Genomic DNA, 14,471 nt, shown 5'->3' on the forward strand with positions numbered 1-14,471 from the left:
CTTCATGAGATGCTCCGTTTTCGTGCGCACGATGCGCCGTTTTTCCCAATACTGTCGCTCAAACGGTTCATCGCTTCGATAATGAGCCCCTCGACTTTCTCTCCTTTGTAGAGCGGAAGTTGTCATAAGCCAACCGACGATCAACATATTTACGATCGTTCGCTCCTCATCATCGTACGGCGGCGCACAATGGATTAGATCAAAAAGCGAATATTGTTCAAACCATTGTTTTGCTTCTAACAGTTGATCATAATTGCGCACAATGCCAACGCATTCGGTCATCGTTTGCTGAATTTGCTCTTTCGTCGGTAGCGGGACACGTACGTTTTTTCCATCATTTTCATACTCACTTATTGCGGGAAGCTGCTCCTTTTTTTTCAAGATACAATGTGCTGCTCTCCGGCTGAAAACGAGCGCTTCAAGCAACGAATTGCTCGCTAAACGGTTTGCACCATGCACACCTGTACATGCCGCTTCTCCAACAGCATATAACCCCGGCAACGTTGTTTCACCGTCAACATTCACAACGATGCCGCCCATTAAAAAGTGAGCACCTGGCACAACAGGAATGAGACCGCTTCGCCAGTTTATTTGATAGCGCTCACAAAGGGAAGTGATCGTCGGAAAACGAGATGAAAAATGCGGAATCGCTGAAATATCTAAAAAAACGAGATGGCCATTTTTCATTTCACGATCGATCGCTCGCGATACGATGTCACGTGGCGCTAAATCTTTTTGTGGGTGCACCCCATCCATGACGTGTCGACCATCGTCTGTCACTAACGTCGCTCCTTCACCGCGTACCGCTTCGGAAATGAGACCGACTGCCTTTCCATCTACATAAAGCATCGTCGGATGAAATTGTACAAATTCCATATCAGCCACGGCAGCGCCGGCCCGATACGCCATGGCAATTCCATCGCCTGTAGCCGTTTCCACATTCGACGTAAACGTATATAACTGTCCAATGCCGCCCGTTGCAACGATTGTCGCTTCGGCTACATACAGGCCGTTTTTTGTTCGCACGCCAACACAACGTCCGTCGTTTACGAGCAAATCAATGACCGGATCGTTTTCAATAAATAAAACACGACTCGAAAGCTTCTCAAATAAAAATGCCACCATATTTTTTCCAGTCGCATCACCCCCGGCATGTAAAATGCGTCTCATGCGATGCGCGCCTTCACGCCCAAAAAGCAGTTCCCCACGCTCATCAACATCAAATGAAAAGCCGAGATGCATAAACTGTTCAATCGCCTCTCGTCCTTCTTGAACTAAAATGAGTACTGCTTCATCATCGTTATGTTCACATCCCGCTGTAATCGTATCTTCATAATGAGATAACCAATGATCCGCAGGGTGAATGGCCGCAGCCACCCCCCCTTGAGCAAGCCAAGAGTTACTTACCTCTTTATTAGACTTCGTGAAAATAATCACATTTTCATGCTCACATAAATGGTAGGCAACCATTAGCGCTGCGAGGCCGCTACCAACAATAATCACATCTGCTTTATGCATGATGCTCCTCCATTTCATACTGTCTTGACACCTATATTGACATATATTTAAACTGATGACAAGACTTTTGTTTTGGGAAGTGGTGAATGCGATGATTTATCTCGATTACGCTGCAACAACGCCAATGAGTGAAGAAGCTTTAGCAGTTTATGTAGAAAGTGCCAAAACATATTTCGGAAATGCAAGTAGTTTACATGACGTCGGAACAGCTGCTAACGAGCTGCTTACCATTTGCCGACAGCAAATAGCTCAGCTCATTGGCGGTGAGGAGAAAGGAATATACTTTACAAGCGGGGGAACAGAAGCGAACGTCCTCGCCATTCGTTCGCTCGCTTATGCTCAGCGCCATAAAGGAAAACATATTGTGACATCAAGCGTCGAACACGCCTCCGTTCATGCGGTGTGTGCCCAGCTTGAACAAGAAGGCTTTTCTATTACGTATGTCCCTGTCGATCGTTACGGGCAAGTTGATGTCCAAGCGTTAGAACAAGCGTTGACGGACGACACCATTCTCGTTTCTATTCAACATGCGAATTCTGAAATTGGTACGATTCAACCATTAAAACAAATTGGCGAATTATTAAAGAAAAAACAAATTGTCTTTCATAGCGATTGTGTACAAACTTTTGGTAAAATACCGATAGATGTGAAACAGCTACACGTTGACAGCATATCGATCGCTAGCCATAAAATTTATGGTCCGAAAGGGGTCGGGGCTGTTTACATCCATCCGCGCGTTCCCTGGCATATGTGGCTACCGAACACGACGCATGAAGGCGGATTTCGACCTGGGACGGTAAACGTACCTGGCATCGCTTCGTTTACAACAGCTGCAATGGAGGCGGAAAAAAAGAGGGAAATCATTCAACAAAAAATGAACGAATTGCGCCGTTATTTTGTTGAACAAATAAATGAAAAGCAGTTGCCCATTACCGTGTTCGAACATCCAACGAACCAACTGCCACAAATCATCGGCTGTCTCGTTCACGGCTTTGAGGGACAATATGTTATGTTACACTGCAATCGCCACGGCATTGCTATTTCTACCGGAAGCGCATGCCAAGTCGGAAAGCAAGCGCCGTCTAAAACGATGATCGCAATCGGTAAGGAAGCGGATGAAGCGAAACAGTTTGTTCGCCTTTCGTTTGGTGTGCATACAACAAAAAAAGAGATTGAAACGGTTGTTTCTGTGCTTGAACAGCTTCAAAAGGAAAGGATGTTACGATGAAAAAAGAGAGAAAAATACTAGGGGAAGAACGACGAGCACTTATTTTACAGTGGTTGAAAGAAACAAAACGACCGATGACAGGAACAGAATTGGCAAATAAAACAAATGTGAGCCGCCAAGTCATTGTTCAAGATATTTCGCTGTTAAAAGCAAAAAACGAACCGATTATCGCAACAAGCCAAGGATACTTATATTTGTCTCCCTCTTCTGCCCATACGTATACGCGCATCATCGCTTGTTGTCACACACCAGAACAAACGAAAGATGAACTATATACGATCGTCGACCATGGTGTCACCGTAAAAGACGTAAAAATTGAGCATCCTGTATACGGAGACTTAACAGCGTCCATTATGGTTAGCAATCGGTTAGAAGTCGACGAATTTATTCAAAAGATTAATGAGACGAAATCCGCCTACTTATCCCAACTGACAGATGGAGTTCATTTGCATACGCTTGAAGCGGATTGTGCGCAAAAACTAGATGAAGCATGTGCAGCGCTCAAACAAGCAGGATTTTTAATCGAATAAAAAAACATCCCTTACACGAGGGATGTTTTTTTCACCATATAATACGGGTAACTTCCTAACACTTGCACCGTACACCCGAGCGCTTCGAGTTCTGCAATAGCTCCCGGAATTAAAACATCGTCCATTTTTTGATCAATGTCAATAATGAAGAAATAGTTCCCTAATCCTGTTTTTGCAGGACGAGATTCGATTTTCGTCAAATTTAGTTTCCGCCATGCAAACGCTGATAACACTTGATGAAGCGCTCCAGCTTGATCTTTCGGCAACATGACCATTAATGTCGTTTTAAACCCGTCCTCTTTCTCTTTCACAGGCAATGTGCAACGATCACGATGTAAAACGATAAAGCGTGTATGATTGTAGTCATAATCATGAATGTTTTCTTTCGCAATCGTTAACCCGTACTGCTTTGCCGCGAGACGATTGCCAATCGCTGCAATTTTTTCTTCTGGTCGTTCGCTGACATATTTCGCTGCTGCACTTGTTGATGTGACGTATTCATACGTAGCATGTTTTAAATAACGATGTAAAAACTTATGACATTGAGCAATGGCGTGGGAATGGGAATAAATGCGTTCAACTTGCGCCCAATGTTCTAGTTGAGCGGGGTGGACGAGCAAATGTTGCTCAATCGGTGCAATAATTTCCCCAACAATCGGCAAATTGCATTCATGAATTAAATAGTCAATTGTTAAATTGACAGAACCTTCAAGTGCGTTTTCAAGCGGCACGACAGCAAACGGTACGTCACCGTCACGCACCGCATCCATACATTGTGGAATCGTATGATATGGAACGCTCTCCATATGGGGAAACACTGCTTCAACAGCTGCGTGCGTAAACGTCCCCATTGGCCCTAAATATCCGATTTTCACCGTTTCTCTCCTCTCTACGCCCCTGAACCGAGAATCTCGACTTTTTCAACAAAAGGCAACTGTTTTAGTTGGGAAAGTAATTCATCAATCGTCATCGTCATCTCGCTCGTGCTAATCGATAACGTCACGTTCGCACGCCCTTGAAGCGGAATCGTCTGGTGAATCGTAAGAACGTTGCAATTTGCTCCAGCGACGACGCTTAATAGCTTCGAAAGGGTGCCTGAGCGGTCTTCCAAATGGAAAAAAAGCGTGATGATTTTTTCGCGCACCATCGTATGAAACGGGAATACCGCGTCACGATATTTGTAAAACACGCTTCGGCTGACGTCAACGAGCTGTACAGCATCAGCGACAGAATCTACTTTTTTACGTTCAATTAATTCTTTTGCGGCCAGCACTTTTTTCATTGCTTCCGGCAATACGTCCTCACGCACTAAATAAAACTTTTTGTCCACCGCACAAGCGCCCCCTTTCGCATTAATCGACAAACTCAAATTCGTAATTTAACAACTTCACAATGTCACCGTCTTTTGCTCCGCGCGCACGCAACGCGTCATCGACTCCGAGCGAGCGCAATTGCCGCGCGAATCGACGTACTGATTCTTCCCTTGAAAAATCGGTCATTTTAAATAGCTTTTCAATTTTTTCACCTGATAAAATAAACGTTCCATCATCATCACGCGTAATATGAAACGGCGCTTCTTCCTTTTCAAGCTTATAAACGACACGATGAACCGCTTCTTCCTCTTGCGGATAGAGTGGAAATTCCGGCGTCGTTTCAAGCAAATCAGCGATCGCGAATAACAGTTCGCGCACCCCTTGGCGTGTGACTGCTGAAATAGGGAAAATCGGAACGTCTTCGTTTAGTTTTTCTTTAAACTGGCGCAAATGTTCCTCAGCATTCGGCATATCCATTTTGTTCGCAACAATAATTTGCGGTCGCTCCGTTAATCGTAAATTATACTGCTTTAGCTCTTCGTTAATAACTAAATAGTCTTCATACGGATCGCGCCCTTCCATCGCGGCCATGTCAATGACGTGAACGATGACGCGCGTCCGCTCAATATGGCGCAAAAATTGATGCCCGAGCCCGACACCTTGATGCGCCCCTTCAATAAGACCTGGCAAATCAGCCATGACAAAACTGCGTCCATCTTCTGTTTGTACAACGCCTAAATTCGGAACGATTGTCGTAAAATGATAATCGGCAATTTTCGGCTTCGCAGCTGAAACGACAGATAACAATGTCGATTTACCAACGCTCGGGAACCCGACAAGCCCTACATCAGCAAGCAATTTTAATTCAAGCGTCACGTAACGCTCTTGACCTGGCTCGCCATTTTCAGCAATTTCTGGCGCAGGATTTGATGCAGTCGCAAATCGAGTATTCCCTCGTCCACCGCGCCCACCTTTAGCAACGACGAATCGTTGTCCATGTTCTGTCAAATCGGCAATAACTTCTTTCGTTTCATCATCAATGACAACTGTCCCAGGAGGTACTTTAACAATTAAATCTTCTGCATTTTTCCCATGCTGATTTTTCGACATGCCGTGTTCACCGCGTGGAGCTTTAAAATGGCGTTGATAGCGGAAATCCATTAACGTACGCAATCCTTCATCAACAACAAAAACAACGTCCCCTCCTTTTCCCCCATCTCCTCCAGCCGGTCCGCCTTTTGGCACGTATTTTTCACGGCGAAACGCGACCATTCCGTTTCCACCGTCGCCACCTTTCACATATATTTTCACTTGATCAACAAACATGTTTTTTCTCCTCCGATCTTTCCATCTTTATTCAAAAAGATGAATGATTGCACATACGGTTAATTCATGTTCGTGAACGACATGTTCACAAAGTGCTAGCGCATCGTATTCGCTATATTGTTGAATCCATGTTTTAACTTTCGCGAGCTCATGAAGCATGCCGCGATAATCAAAAAATAACCGCACATCTTTCTCCGTTAAGTCAATTGTAATCGTTATATAGTTTTCAACATACGGGGAGGAACATTCCTCAAGCATATGTAAAAATTGTTGACACCATGTAACGAGCATATTGTCGTATGCGTGTAACGAGCGCGGTTCGCCAAACACTTCATATTCGAGGTGAATACGGCGAGCTTGCCAATGGTACGTCATAAGCAGTTCAGCGAATTGCTCCGTTTGTAAATTCGTTAACTTTGCTTCATTTTCCGCTTCCATGATAATTTGTTGAATGATTTCATTGACGCGATCTAGCCGCTGTAAAGATAAGTTTCCTTTAATTAATTGAATTTTATTAAGCCAATCGTGTCGGGAATGGCGCAATGCCTCCACAATCGTCCACCGCTTCTCCATGATCCATTCTCCCATAAACATTTTGACTATAATTATAACATACGCCAACAAAAAGAAAACCCTAACCAAGTCGGTTAGAGTTTTCCACTTCCTTATGCTTCTTTCACTACAGGATATACGCTCACTTTTTTACGATCGCGACCCATGCGCTCGAAACGAACGATGCCGTCAACTTTCGCATAAAGCGTGTCGTCGCCACCGCGTCCTACGTTTAAGCCAGGGTAAATTTTTGTTCCGCGTTGACGATAAAGAATAGAACCGCCTGTAACGAATTGACCGTCTGCACGCTTCGCGCCAAGACGTTTTGCGATTGAATCACGACCGTTCTTTGTTGAACCTACTCCTTTTTTCGATGCGAAAAACTGAAGATCTAAACGTAACATGTCGTGTCACCTCCTACACTGTTTTCGTCGTTATTTTGACGTATTTGCCGTAATCACGCTCAATCGTTTGGAGCGACACGATCATTCCTTCAAGAAGAAGCTGCACATGATCTGCTGCTTTCGCATCTTCGATTGCTGGAAGTTCACAATGAAGATAGCCGTCTTTTCCTTGTTGAATGATCGGTTTCACGTTCGTCAATGCGATGATCGCATTGACCGCACCAAACGAAATGGCCGAAACACCTGCACATACAATATCTTGTCCACGCTTAGCAAAATGAGCGTGTCCGCTAATCGTAAAGGAACGAATCGTCCCTTCTACCGTTCGATGAACTGTGATGCGAATCATCGCTTACGCCTTATGCATTAATTTTTTCGATGACAACTTTTGTGTATGGTTGGCGATGACCTTGCTTACGACGATAGTTTTTCTTTGGCTTATATTTGAAAACGATGATCTTCTTTTGACGACCATGCTTTTCAACTTTCGCCGTTACTGTTGCGCCAGCGACTGTAGGGTTACCAACTTTTACGTTTTCGCCACCTACAAATAGCACTTTGTCGAATGTAACTGTTTCACCTTCTGCTGCATCGATTTTCTCGATGTAAATCGCTTGGCCTTCTTGCACTTTAATTTGTTTTCCACCAGTTTCAATAATCGCGTACATATTTGCACCTCCTAAATTAGACTCAGACTCGCCAGCTGTGAGGCGGTTCAAGCGAACGCTTAAAAAGCCTTAGCTGAGCGGTTGTAGCACGGGTGCTACACAACATAGAAGATGATAGCATAAAAAGAAAACAATTGTCAATACGTATGAATCAAATGTCCGATCGGTTCGTTTGTTCGTTTCTCATGAAAATAAGCGTATAACAACTCGTTTTCATCGAGCTCCATTTCTATATGATTTTTCTTCACAATAATCGCATGTTTTTTTCCGCGATGAAATAAAAGAAGGACGCGAAATAACGGATCATTTGCATCGACGACAAGACGTTTTAACGCCACATATTCCACTCGCTTGCCGTAATATCGTTCAAGTAAAAAACGAATCCATACGTATGTGCGTTGCTTCCATTCTCCCCAAAGCGCATACGCTAAAAACAAGCCAATGATCCACAAGTTAACGTTCAGCGGTGCGACGATCAACAAAACGACGGAACAGATCATTAAAACAAAGGCAGAAGCATAAATGGTTTGCTCATGCGCACGTCGAAACGATGTGCGCGCCGTGCGATAAAGAAAAAAGAGCTTCCCCCCATCAAGCGGCCAAATGGGCAATAAATTAATGAGCAAAATGGATAAGTTGTATTCGAGCAATTGGCGGTACAGCTCACTCGATATGACGTTCGCATGATGAGCAATATATGCTATAAAAAAAATGATTAAATGTTGTAGCGGACCTGCAATCGTAACGATCAACTCTTCGTAAAACGGACGATTTCCATGCTCATCCATTTCGGCAACACCACCGAAAGGCAAAAGTAAGACACGTTTGACGCGCCATGAAAACATGTGCGCCGCTACAACGTGTCCAAGTTCGTGCCAAAGCACAATCCAAAACAATAAAAGGAGCGTTTGAAATTGCGCTGTCATAATCGCAATGAGCGCAATAAACCAAAACAGCGGATGAATGTGAATATTCGTAATTGTAGAGAGCCATTTATTCAAAGGAAATCACCTGAACCGGATCGACGAAATGATCCCCTCGTTTGATCGCAAAATAAAATACCCCTTTTTTATCGCCCGTCTCCGCTGTCCCGACTTCTTTGCCAGCTTCAATAAAATCATACAACTTTACCGAAATAGCGGATAACTTTCCATACCACGTTTCACTTCCGTCCGCATGTTGAACAATGACCGTTTTTCCGTACGGCTCTTTTACCCCCGCGAAAATGACGATTCCTTCTTCCACCGCCACGACCTTCTGATCCGTTTCAATGACTACACCTTGTCCATTATGTTCAAACGTTTCAATGACACGTGCTGAAGCGGGAAACGCATATACAGCTGTTGCATCTTCTTGTTTTTTTACGTTAAAAAATGCAAGCGGCTTGCCAAATGTTTTTTCGTACCATTGCGCAACTGTCGCAAACTGAAAATCTTTTTCCATCGCTCGTTTCACGAATGTGCGTGCGCCTTCAATTTTCGGGGAGTCATATTGAAATAAGATGGCAACGCTAAAAAATAAAAGCATAGCAAGAAAGCTTTTTAACAAAAATATATCTTTCCGAAAAAGCGGTGGCTCTCGCTCCCCGTCATACGTCACAACCGTTGGATTTCCGTATTTTTCTTCTTCATTCCAATCGGTCAACATCGTTTGCACGTAACGTTGGCGCGCCTTTTTTCGCTTGGCCATTCGCTTTCGAATATGTTCCATTCGATCGCTCACATTCCCACCCCTCTCGTCCTATTTGTACTATATGTATGGGAAAGGGGGGAAAGATATGAATAAGAAAAAGAAAAGCACTCCCAACCGGAAGTGCTAGCGCGCGCTAAATAACTTTTTAATTTTCGAGAAAAACCCTTTTTGTTCTTCGTCATCGAGCGACATAAGCGGTACGGATTCACCGAGAAGGCGACGGGCGATATTGCGATATGCCAAAGACGCTTTACTGTTCGGATCGAGAACGATTGGCTCACCGTTGTTGGACGCTTTAATGACCTGTTCATCATCTACAATAATGCCAAGTAAATCAATCGATAAGTGCATCACAATTTCATCAATATCTAACATATCATGATTTTTCAACATATGGCTACGAATGCGGTTAATAATTAGACGTGGACGTTTCATATGTTCTTCTTTTTCAAGCAATCCAATAATTCGATCTGCATCGCGCACAGCTGAAATGTCTGGTGTCGTGACGACGATTGCTTCGTCCGCTCCTGCTACAGCGTTTTTATATCCTTGTTCAATGCCTGCTGGACAATCGATTAAAATATAATCGTAATCGTGTCTTAAATTGTCGATAAGCTCCTTCATTTGTTCCGGTGTTACAGCTGACTTATCGCTCGTTTGGGCAGCTGGCAATAAATAAAGGCGATCCTCAAACCGCTTATCTTTGACGAGCGCTTTTTGAATCGTGCAACGTCCTTCAACAACGTCGACAAGATCATAGATGATGCGATTTTCTAACCCCATGATGACATCGAGATTGCGTAGCCCGATATCTGTATCAACGAGACAGACGCGCTTTCCTAGCAAGGCGAGCGCCGTGCCGAGATTGGCTGTCGTTGTTGTTTTACCGACGCCCCCTTTACCAGAAGTAACAACAATCGCTTCTCCCACTGTCAAAAACTCCCTTCTATACGAGTTAAATTCGGACGTAAATGCATCAATAGTTGAAGCCGATCGACAACAATTTGATCGTGCTCATCAATATAGGCGCACTCCATTTCATTTCCTTCCTCGCTGCGATAGTCTGGCGCTCGATTCATAATATCGCTAATGCGCAATTGTGTCGGTTTCATGATTGACGCTGCGATGATCGCTTGGCGGTTTCCTTCATATCCTGCATGAGCGATGCCTCGCAACGCCCCTAATACAAAAATATTTCCTGTCGCAACGACGGTTCCCCCCGGATTCACATCACCAATTAAAAGTAAGTCCCCATCGACGTGAAGCACTTGTCCGGAACGAACAATTTTCGCAACTGATACGATTTCATTTTTCTTTTTCCATTCTAACGCTTCTTGTTTCGTCATGACATTGCTTATAATCGAGTGGACAATTAAATTTTTTTTCATTCGAATGACATCGCGCAAACGCTCCTCTTGTTCGCGCGTCAAATATCGGTTGCCGACATGAACATGCACAGCAACAAGCGGGCCTTCTTCGTCGCGGGTTGCTCCTGTCAACAATTCGTCTACTTGTTTTAACAATTCGTCATAGGCGCACGTATCATGAAGTTGCAACGTCAGCCCTTCTTTCGTCCCTTTCATCGACACATATGGTCTCTTTTCTTTGCCAGCCACGACTTTCACCTCAATGAATAGTTCTCCGCATTTTTTTGTATTCCTTCACATAGGTGACGATTCGTCCTGCTTCTCTCCCCACTTTAACAACGTTTGCTTTAACGGATAAGCGATAAACAATATAACAATTGTATGAATAAATAACGTTGGCAAAAAGCGCACTTGGAAAAATGTTGGGGCAGACATCGTCGTTCCGCCAATCACGAGTTGAATGGCATATGTATACCACTCCACACACGTAATCGCAACGATTGAAAAAAAAGAAGCTGTCCATGCATTTTTGTGCAAAACGTTCATCGCCTTTGCAATTAAATAAGCAATAAGCGGGAAAGCAAAAGTATACGCCCCTAATATTTCCGTATACACAACATCATACAGCAACCCAAATATAAAGCCATATGTCATTCCTTCTGCTTGTCCAACGAACATCGTCATAAACACGAGAACAATGAGCAAAGCGCGCGGGACGAGCAAATAAACATCAAATAACGGGTAGGAAAACAACTGGACAATGATGCTTTCAAATAAAAACACGACGGTCACAAGAGAAGAAAGAAAGAAGCGATTCATTGCTCTTCCTCCTCTTGCACTATATCAATTTTTCGTTTCACAATAATGACATCGTCAATATCATAAAAATTCGCTGCTGGCTTGATGTAGGCAATTTGTGTAAGCCCGTACTCATCCGCAACGACCTCTTCAATCTCTCCGATAAATAATCCCTTTGGAAAAATCCCACCAAGTCCTGATGTAAATACACGTTGCCCCTTCTCTACTTTCGCATCATACGGAATGCGTTTAAGCAACAACGCTTCCCGCTCTTCATCATACCCCTCAATCAAGCCGAATACGTTTTCATCTCCTTGAATAAAGGCTGAAATGCGATTTTGACGATCTTTTGCGCTAAGTAGTTGCACCGTTGCGCTAAAAGGGGATACGCTGCGCACTTTTCCAATCAATCCTTGTGGAGTAATAACAGCCATATTTTTCTCGACGCCATGTTGAGATCCTTTATTGACGATCAACGTTTCTTCCCAACGATCAGGATTGCGTCCGACAACCGTTGCTTGAATGGCGACGAAATCACGTAAACTTTCTTTTTTATCGAGCAGTTCGCGCAAACGTTCATTTTCTTTTTTTAGCGATTCCACTTCAGACTGTAAAAGAACGTATTGCTCTAGATGAGCCTTTAGCCGTTTGTTTTCTTCATATGTATGGCGTAAATCGTTCACATTTTCAAAGAAGCCCGCAACGAGCTGTGCGGGCTTATGCACGATAGATTGCATGAAAACAACGGTGTCTTTCACGAACTTTTCCATCCATGTCAACTCGCTTCGGTCTTTCAACGAAAATCCGATGAGAGCAACGAGAACCATGAGGCTCACAAGCAATATGATCAGCCGTTTATTTAAGAAAAATTTCGGCATGACGACACCTTCTTATGCATTAGCGATGATCTCGCGCTTTATTTTTAAATAAATGAATGTGATCGAGCGCTTTTCCTGTACCGATTGCAACGCAGTCAAGCGGATTTTCAGCAATAATAACCGGCATGTTCGTTTCTTGGCTAATAACTTTATCTAAGTTGCGCAACAACGCCCCCCCACCGGTTAAAACGATTCCGCGATCCATAATGTCAGCGGCGAGTTCTGGCGGTGTTTTTTCAAGCGTATTTTTTACGGAATCAACAATAGCATATACAGTATCACGCAGCGCCTCGGCAATTTCTTCCGCATGAATTTCAATCGTTTTTGGCAAGCCTGTTAATAAATCGCGACCGCGAATTTCCATGCTTCCGATTCCTTCTGGATTACCTGCGGAACCAATTTCGACTTTAATCGCTTCCGCTGTACGCTCCCCGATCATTAAATTGTACGTTTTACGAATATATTGAATGATCGCCTCATCCATTTCATCGCCAGCGACACGGATGGATTGGCTTGTGACAATGCCACCTAAAGAAATGACAGCGACTTCCGTTGTGCCACCCCCGATATCGACGACCATGCTTCCTGTCGGCTCCCATACAGGCAAGTTCGCACCGATTGCCGCGGCAAACGGCTCTTCAATTGTGTAAGCGTCGCGAGCCCCAGCTTGTCTCGTCGCGTCGATTACCGCACGCTCTTCTACTGCGGTGATCCCCGATGGAACGCAAACCATAACATATGGCTTTCCAGCAAACAAGCCGCTATTTTTCGTCGCTTGCTTAATGTAATATTTCATCATAATCGCTGTCGTTTCATAATCAGCAATGACCCCATCTTTCATCGGACGGAGAGCAACAACGTTCCCCGGCGTACGGCCAATCATTTGTTTTGCTTCATTTCCGACTGCCACAATTTGCTTCGTATCTTTTTGTAGCGCAACGACTGAAGGCTCGCGCAACACAATTCCTTTTCCTTTCACATAAACAAGCGTATTCGCCGTACCTAAATCTATTCCGAGATCTTTTGATCCAATGCCAAACATGTTCGTATCTTCCTTTCTGAAACAAAATGCTTTCAAAAACTCATGACATTTATTATAACGCAATTGTGATAAAAAGAGAATGATTTACACATATCCTTTTTCTTTTAAGCTAACATACGTTTTATCACCAATGATTAAATGGTCGAGCAGCTCAATGCCGACGAGACGACCACATTCCACGAGCCTGCGCGTCACTTCAATATCTTCACGGCTCGGCGTTGGATCCCCTGAAGGATGATTATGAATGCAAATAATCGAGGCAGCTGAACGTTTAATCGCTTCCTTATACACTTCGCGCGGATGAACAATCGACGCATTTAAACTGCCGATAAATACCGTCTTTTTATGCATCACTTGATTTTTCGTATTTAAATATAACACAACGAACTTGACATAAACACAAAATAAAACAAATCAACACAATTAAATCATAGCACAGACGGAGAAGGAATTTCACCCCATCGCTCGAACTATGTTATAAAAAAAGCCTACTCTACACGAGTAGGCTTCTTCTTATCATTTTAAGTTGTCGATAGCGTATTGCGCTTCCTCCGGGGTGAATTTTTCCCCGTGCTCGGAAGTTAGCTGCTCATAAATCGCTTGATTGGACATATTCATCGTTTTGGCGTATTGTTTTGCCTTCTCTAATGCATTTGCTTTCCAGTCCCATTCAAGATGATCGATAGCATATTTCGCTGCTTCTTCCGGGAACGCTTCACCGTATTCAGATGTTAATTGATCGTATATTGCCGCTTTTGACATATGCATAGTCTGAGCGTATAGCTTCGCCTTTTCTAATGCCGCTTTATATTCTCTTGGAACATTATCTTCTTTGGCTGGTGTTTCTTTTTTCTCTTCAGACTCAGGAGTTGCAGTTGTGGTTGTTGCTGTTTCTGTCGTTTCTTTTTTCTCTTCTTTCTGCGCCTGTTCGCCGCTTTCTCCGCCACCACTTGCTACACCAACGACAATGACGATAGCTAGCACCCAAAACCACCATCTTTTGTAGATAGCTTTCTTTTTCTTCTCACTCATCGAATATCCCTCCTCGATTTTTTTCACATAAGAATAATAACATAATTGTTTCGGGGATTTTGTCAAAATATGTCGAAATAAAAAAAAGACGCCAAGCGGCGTCATCTTTTCACCAACACCTCA

General features: G+C 43.6%; 18 protein-coding genes, 1 pseudogene and 1 other annotated feature. Of the genes and pseudogenes, 2 read left to right on the top strand and 17 right to left on the bottom strand.

The window, feature by feature from the left end; translation table 11 throughout:
• A partial coding sequence (gene nadB / locus V7Z64_RS07270; protein ID WP_334109899.1) for an L-aspartate oxidase occupies positions 1-1,518 on the bottom strand: 1,518 nt, incomplete at its 3' end.
• 91 nt (positions 1,519-1,609) lie between these two features.
• On the opposite strand from nadB, the gene V7Z64_RS07275 reads away from it, so the two are divergent.
• Together V7Z64_RS07275 and V7Z64_RS07280 are read left to right on the top strand one after the other, a co-directional pair.
• A complete protein-coding gene (locus V7Z64_RS07275) occupies positions 1,610-2,746 on the top strand; it encodes an IscS subfamily cysteine desulfurase (protein WP_297991762.1) in 1,137 nt (378 codons plus the stop codon).
• On the top strand, positions 2,743-3,276 hold the full coding sequence (locus V7Z64_RS07280) for a transcription repressor NadR (protein WP_297991761.1): 534 nt from the start codon (positions 2,743-2,745) through the stop codon (positions 3,274-3,276). Before V7Z64_RS07275 ends, V7Z64_RS07280 begins: the two co-directional genes overlap by 4 nt.
• Before the next feature lie 11 nt (positions 3,277-3,287).
• On the opposite strand, the gene pheA is transcribed toward V7Z64_RS07280, so the two are convergent.
• The 16 genes and pseudogenes from pheA to V7Z64_RS07360 all read right to left on the bottom strand — a co-directional run bounded on the left by pheA (position 3,288) and on the right by V7Z64_RS07360 (position 14,348).
• Entirely contained in the window at positions 3,288-4,151 is an 864-nt protein-coding gene (gene pheA / locus V7Z64_RS07285; protein ID WP_297991760.1) for a prephenate dehydratase, read from the bottom strand.
• Positions 4,152-4,165: 14 nt separating this feature from the next.
• Positions 4,166-4,606 (bottom strand): ACT domain-containing protein, encoded by a 441-nt coding sequence (locus V7Z64_RS07290; protein ID WP_064214457.1) that lies wholly within the window; start codon positions 4,604-4,606, stop codon positions 4,166-4,168.
• Between the two features lie 22 nt (positions 4,607-4,628).
• Complete coding sequence (obgE, locus tag V7Z64_RS07295) at positions 4,629-5,915, bottom strand: GTPase ObgE (RefSeq protein WP_021093885.1); 1,287 nt, start codon at positions 5,913-5,915, stop codon at positions 4,629-4,631.
• A gap of 27 nt (positions 5,916-5,942) precedes the next feature.
• Positions 5,943-6,491 carry a Spo0B C-terminal domain-containing protein gene (locus V7Z64_RS07300; RefSeq protein ID WP_442885086.1) on the bottom strand — a complete coding sequence of 183 codons (549 nt, stop codon included), beginning with the start codon at positions 6,489-6,491 and terminating at the stop codon, positions 5,943-5,945.
• A gap of 89 nt (positions 6,492-6,580) precedes the next feature.
• Positions 6,581-6,871 carry a 50S ribosomal protein L27 gene (rpmA, locus tag V7Z64_RS07305; RefSeq protein ID WP_003396301.1) on the bottom strand — a complete coding sequence of 97 codons (291 nt, stop codon included), beginning with the start codon at positions 6,869-6,871 and terminating at the stop codon, positions 6,581-6,583.
• A 13-nt stretch (positions 6,872-6,884) separates the two neighbouring features.
• Positions 6,885-7,220, bottom strand: a complete 336-nt coding sequence (locus V7Z64_RS07310; protein ID WP_003396308.1) for a ribosomal-processing cysteine protease Prp — start codon at positions 7,218-7,220, stop codon at positions 6,885-6,887.
• A 10-nt stretch (positions 7,221-7,230) separates the two neighbouring features.
• Positions 7,231-7,539 (bottom strand): 50S ribosomal protein L21, encoded by a 309-nt coding sequence (gene rplU, locus V7Z64_RS07315; protein ID WP_003396311.1) that lies wholly within the window; start codon positions 7,537-7,539, stop codon positions 7,231-7,233.
• 14 nt (positions 7,540-7,553) lie between these two features.
• Positions 7,554-7,632 (bottom strand) — a sequence feature (ribosomal protein L21 leader region).
• Positions 7,633-7,676: 44 nt separating this feature from the next.
• Positions 7,677-8,540, bottom strand: a complete 864-nt coding sequence (locus V7Z64_RS07320) for a M50 family metallopeptidase (RefSeq protein ID WP_297991749.1) — start codon at positions 8,538-8,540, stop codon at positions 7,677-7,679.
• Positions 8,533-9,261 carry a M23 family metallopeptidase gene (locus tag V7Z64_RS07325; protein WP_297991746.1) on the bottom strand — a complete coding sequence of 243 codons (729 nt, stop codon included), beginning with the start codon at positions 9,259-9,261 and terminating at the stop codon, positions 8,533-8,535. Before V7Z64_RS07325 ends, V7Z64_RS07320 begins: the two co-directional genes overlap by 8 nt.
• 93 nt (positions 9,262-9,354) lie before the next feature.
• The gene (gene minD, locus V7Z64_RS07330) at positions 9,355-10,161 is read right to left on the bottom strand and encodes a septum site-determining protein MinD (RefSeq protein WP_334109910.1); all 807 of its coding nucleotides are present in this window, start codon (positions 10,159-10,161) and stop codon (positions 9,355-9,357) included.
• A 2-nt stretch (positions 10,162-10,163) separates the two neighbouring features.
• Positions 10,164-10,814 carry a septum site-determining protein MinC gene (gene minC / locus V7Z64_RS07335; protein WP_442885088.1) on the bottom strand — a complete coding sequence of 217 codons (651 nt, stop codon included), beginning with the start codon at positions 10,812-10,814 and terminating at the stop codon, positions 10,164-10,166.
• Between the two features lie 78 nt (positions 10,815-10,892).
• Positions 10,893-11,417, bottom strand: a complete 525-nt coding sequence (gene mreD / locus V7Z64_RS07340; protein ID WP_297989192.1) for a rod shape-determining protein MreD — start codon at positions 11,415-11,417, stop codon at positions 10,893-10,895.
• A complete protein-coding gene (mreC, locus tag V7Z64_RS07345; protein WP_297989194.1) occupies positions 11,414-12,274 on the bottom strand; it encodes a rod shape-determining protein MreC in 861 nt (286 codons plus the stop codon). Before mreC ends, mreD begins: the two co-directional genes overlap by 4 nt.
• A gap of 19 nt (positions 12,275-12,293) precedes the next feature.
• Positions 12,294-13,316 carry a rod shape-determining protein gene (locus tag V7Z64_RS07350; RefSeq protein ID WP_003396333.1) on the bottom strand — a complete coding sequence of 341 codons (1,023 nt, stop codon included), beginning with the start codon at positions 13,314-13,316 and terminating at the stop codon, positions 12,294-12,296.
• A gap of 84 nt (positions 13,317-13,400) precedes the next feature.
• Positions 13,401-13,703: pseudogene (radC, locus tag V7Z64_RS07355) on the bottom strand (RadC family protein); the annotation flags it as partial.
• 129 nt (positions 13,704-13,832) lie between these two features.
• Positions 13,833-14,348, bottom strand: coding sequence for an Ltp family lipoprotein (locus tag V7Z64_RS07360; protein WP_297989200.1), 516 nt, complete (start codon positions 14,346-14,348; stop codon positions 13,833-13,835).
• Between the last annotated feature and the right edge of the window lie 123 nt (positions 14,349-14,471).

Origin of the sequence: Anoxybacillus sp., assembly GCF_036834105.1 — a bacterium.
In the GTDB taxonomy this organism is placed as follows: domain Bacteria; phylum Bacillota; class Bacilli; order Bacillales; family Anoxybacillaceae; genus Anoxybacillus.

What these genes read in the sequence shown, in the direction of transcription:
- V7Z64_RS07360 (WP_297989200.1), bottom strand. Translation starts at nt 14,348, where the DNA reads ATGAGTGAGAAGAAAAAGAAAGCTATCTACAAAAGATGGTGGTTTTGG.
- obgE (WP_021093885.1), bottom strand. Translation starts at nt 5,915, where the DNA reads ATGTTTGTTGATCAAGTGAAAATATATGTGAAAGGTGGCGACGGTGGA.
- V7Z64_RS07350 (WP_003396333.1), bottom strand. Translation starts at nt 13,316, where the DNA reads ATGTTTGGCATTGGATCAAAAGATCTCGGAATAGATTTAGGTACGGCG.
- V7Z64_RS07310 (WP_003396308.1), bottom strand. Translation starts at nt 7,220, where the DNA reads ATGATTCGCATCACAGTTCATCGAACGGTAGAAGGGACGATTCGTTCC.
- rplU (WP_003396311.1), bottom strand. Translation starts at nt 7,539, where the DNA reads ATGTACGCGATTATTGAAACTGGTGGAAAACAAATTAAAGTGCAAGAA.
- V7Z64_RS07280 (WP_297991761.1), top strand. Translation starts at nt 2,743, where the DNA reads ATGAAAAAAGAGAGAAAAATACTAGGGGAAGAACGACGAGCACTTATT.
- minC (WP_442885088.1), bottom strand. Translation starts at nt 10,814, where the DNA reads ATGAAAGGGACGAAAGAAGGGCTGACGTTGCAACTTCATGATACGTGC.
- mreD (WP_297989192.1), bottom strand. Translation starts at nt 11,417, where the DNA reads ATGAATCGCTTCTTTCTTTCTTCTCTTGTGACCGTCGTGTTTTTATTT.
- V7Z64_RS07275 (WP_297991762.1), top strand. Translation starts at nt 1,610, where the DNA reads ATGATTTATCTCGATTACGCTGCAACAACGCCAATGAGTGAAGAAGCT.
- mreC (WP_297989194.1), bottom strand. Translation starts at nt 12,274, where the DNA reads ATGCCGAAATTTTTCTTAAATAAACGGCTGATCATATTGCTTGTGAGC.
- rpmA (WP_003396301.1), bottom strand. Translation starts at nt 6,871, where the DNA reads ATGTTACGTTTAGATCTTCAGTTTTTCGCATCGAAAAAAGGAGTAGGT.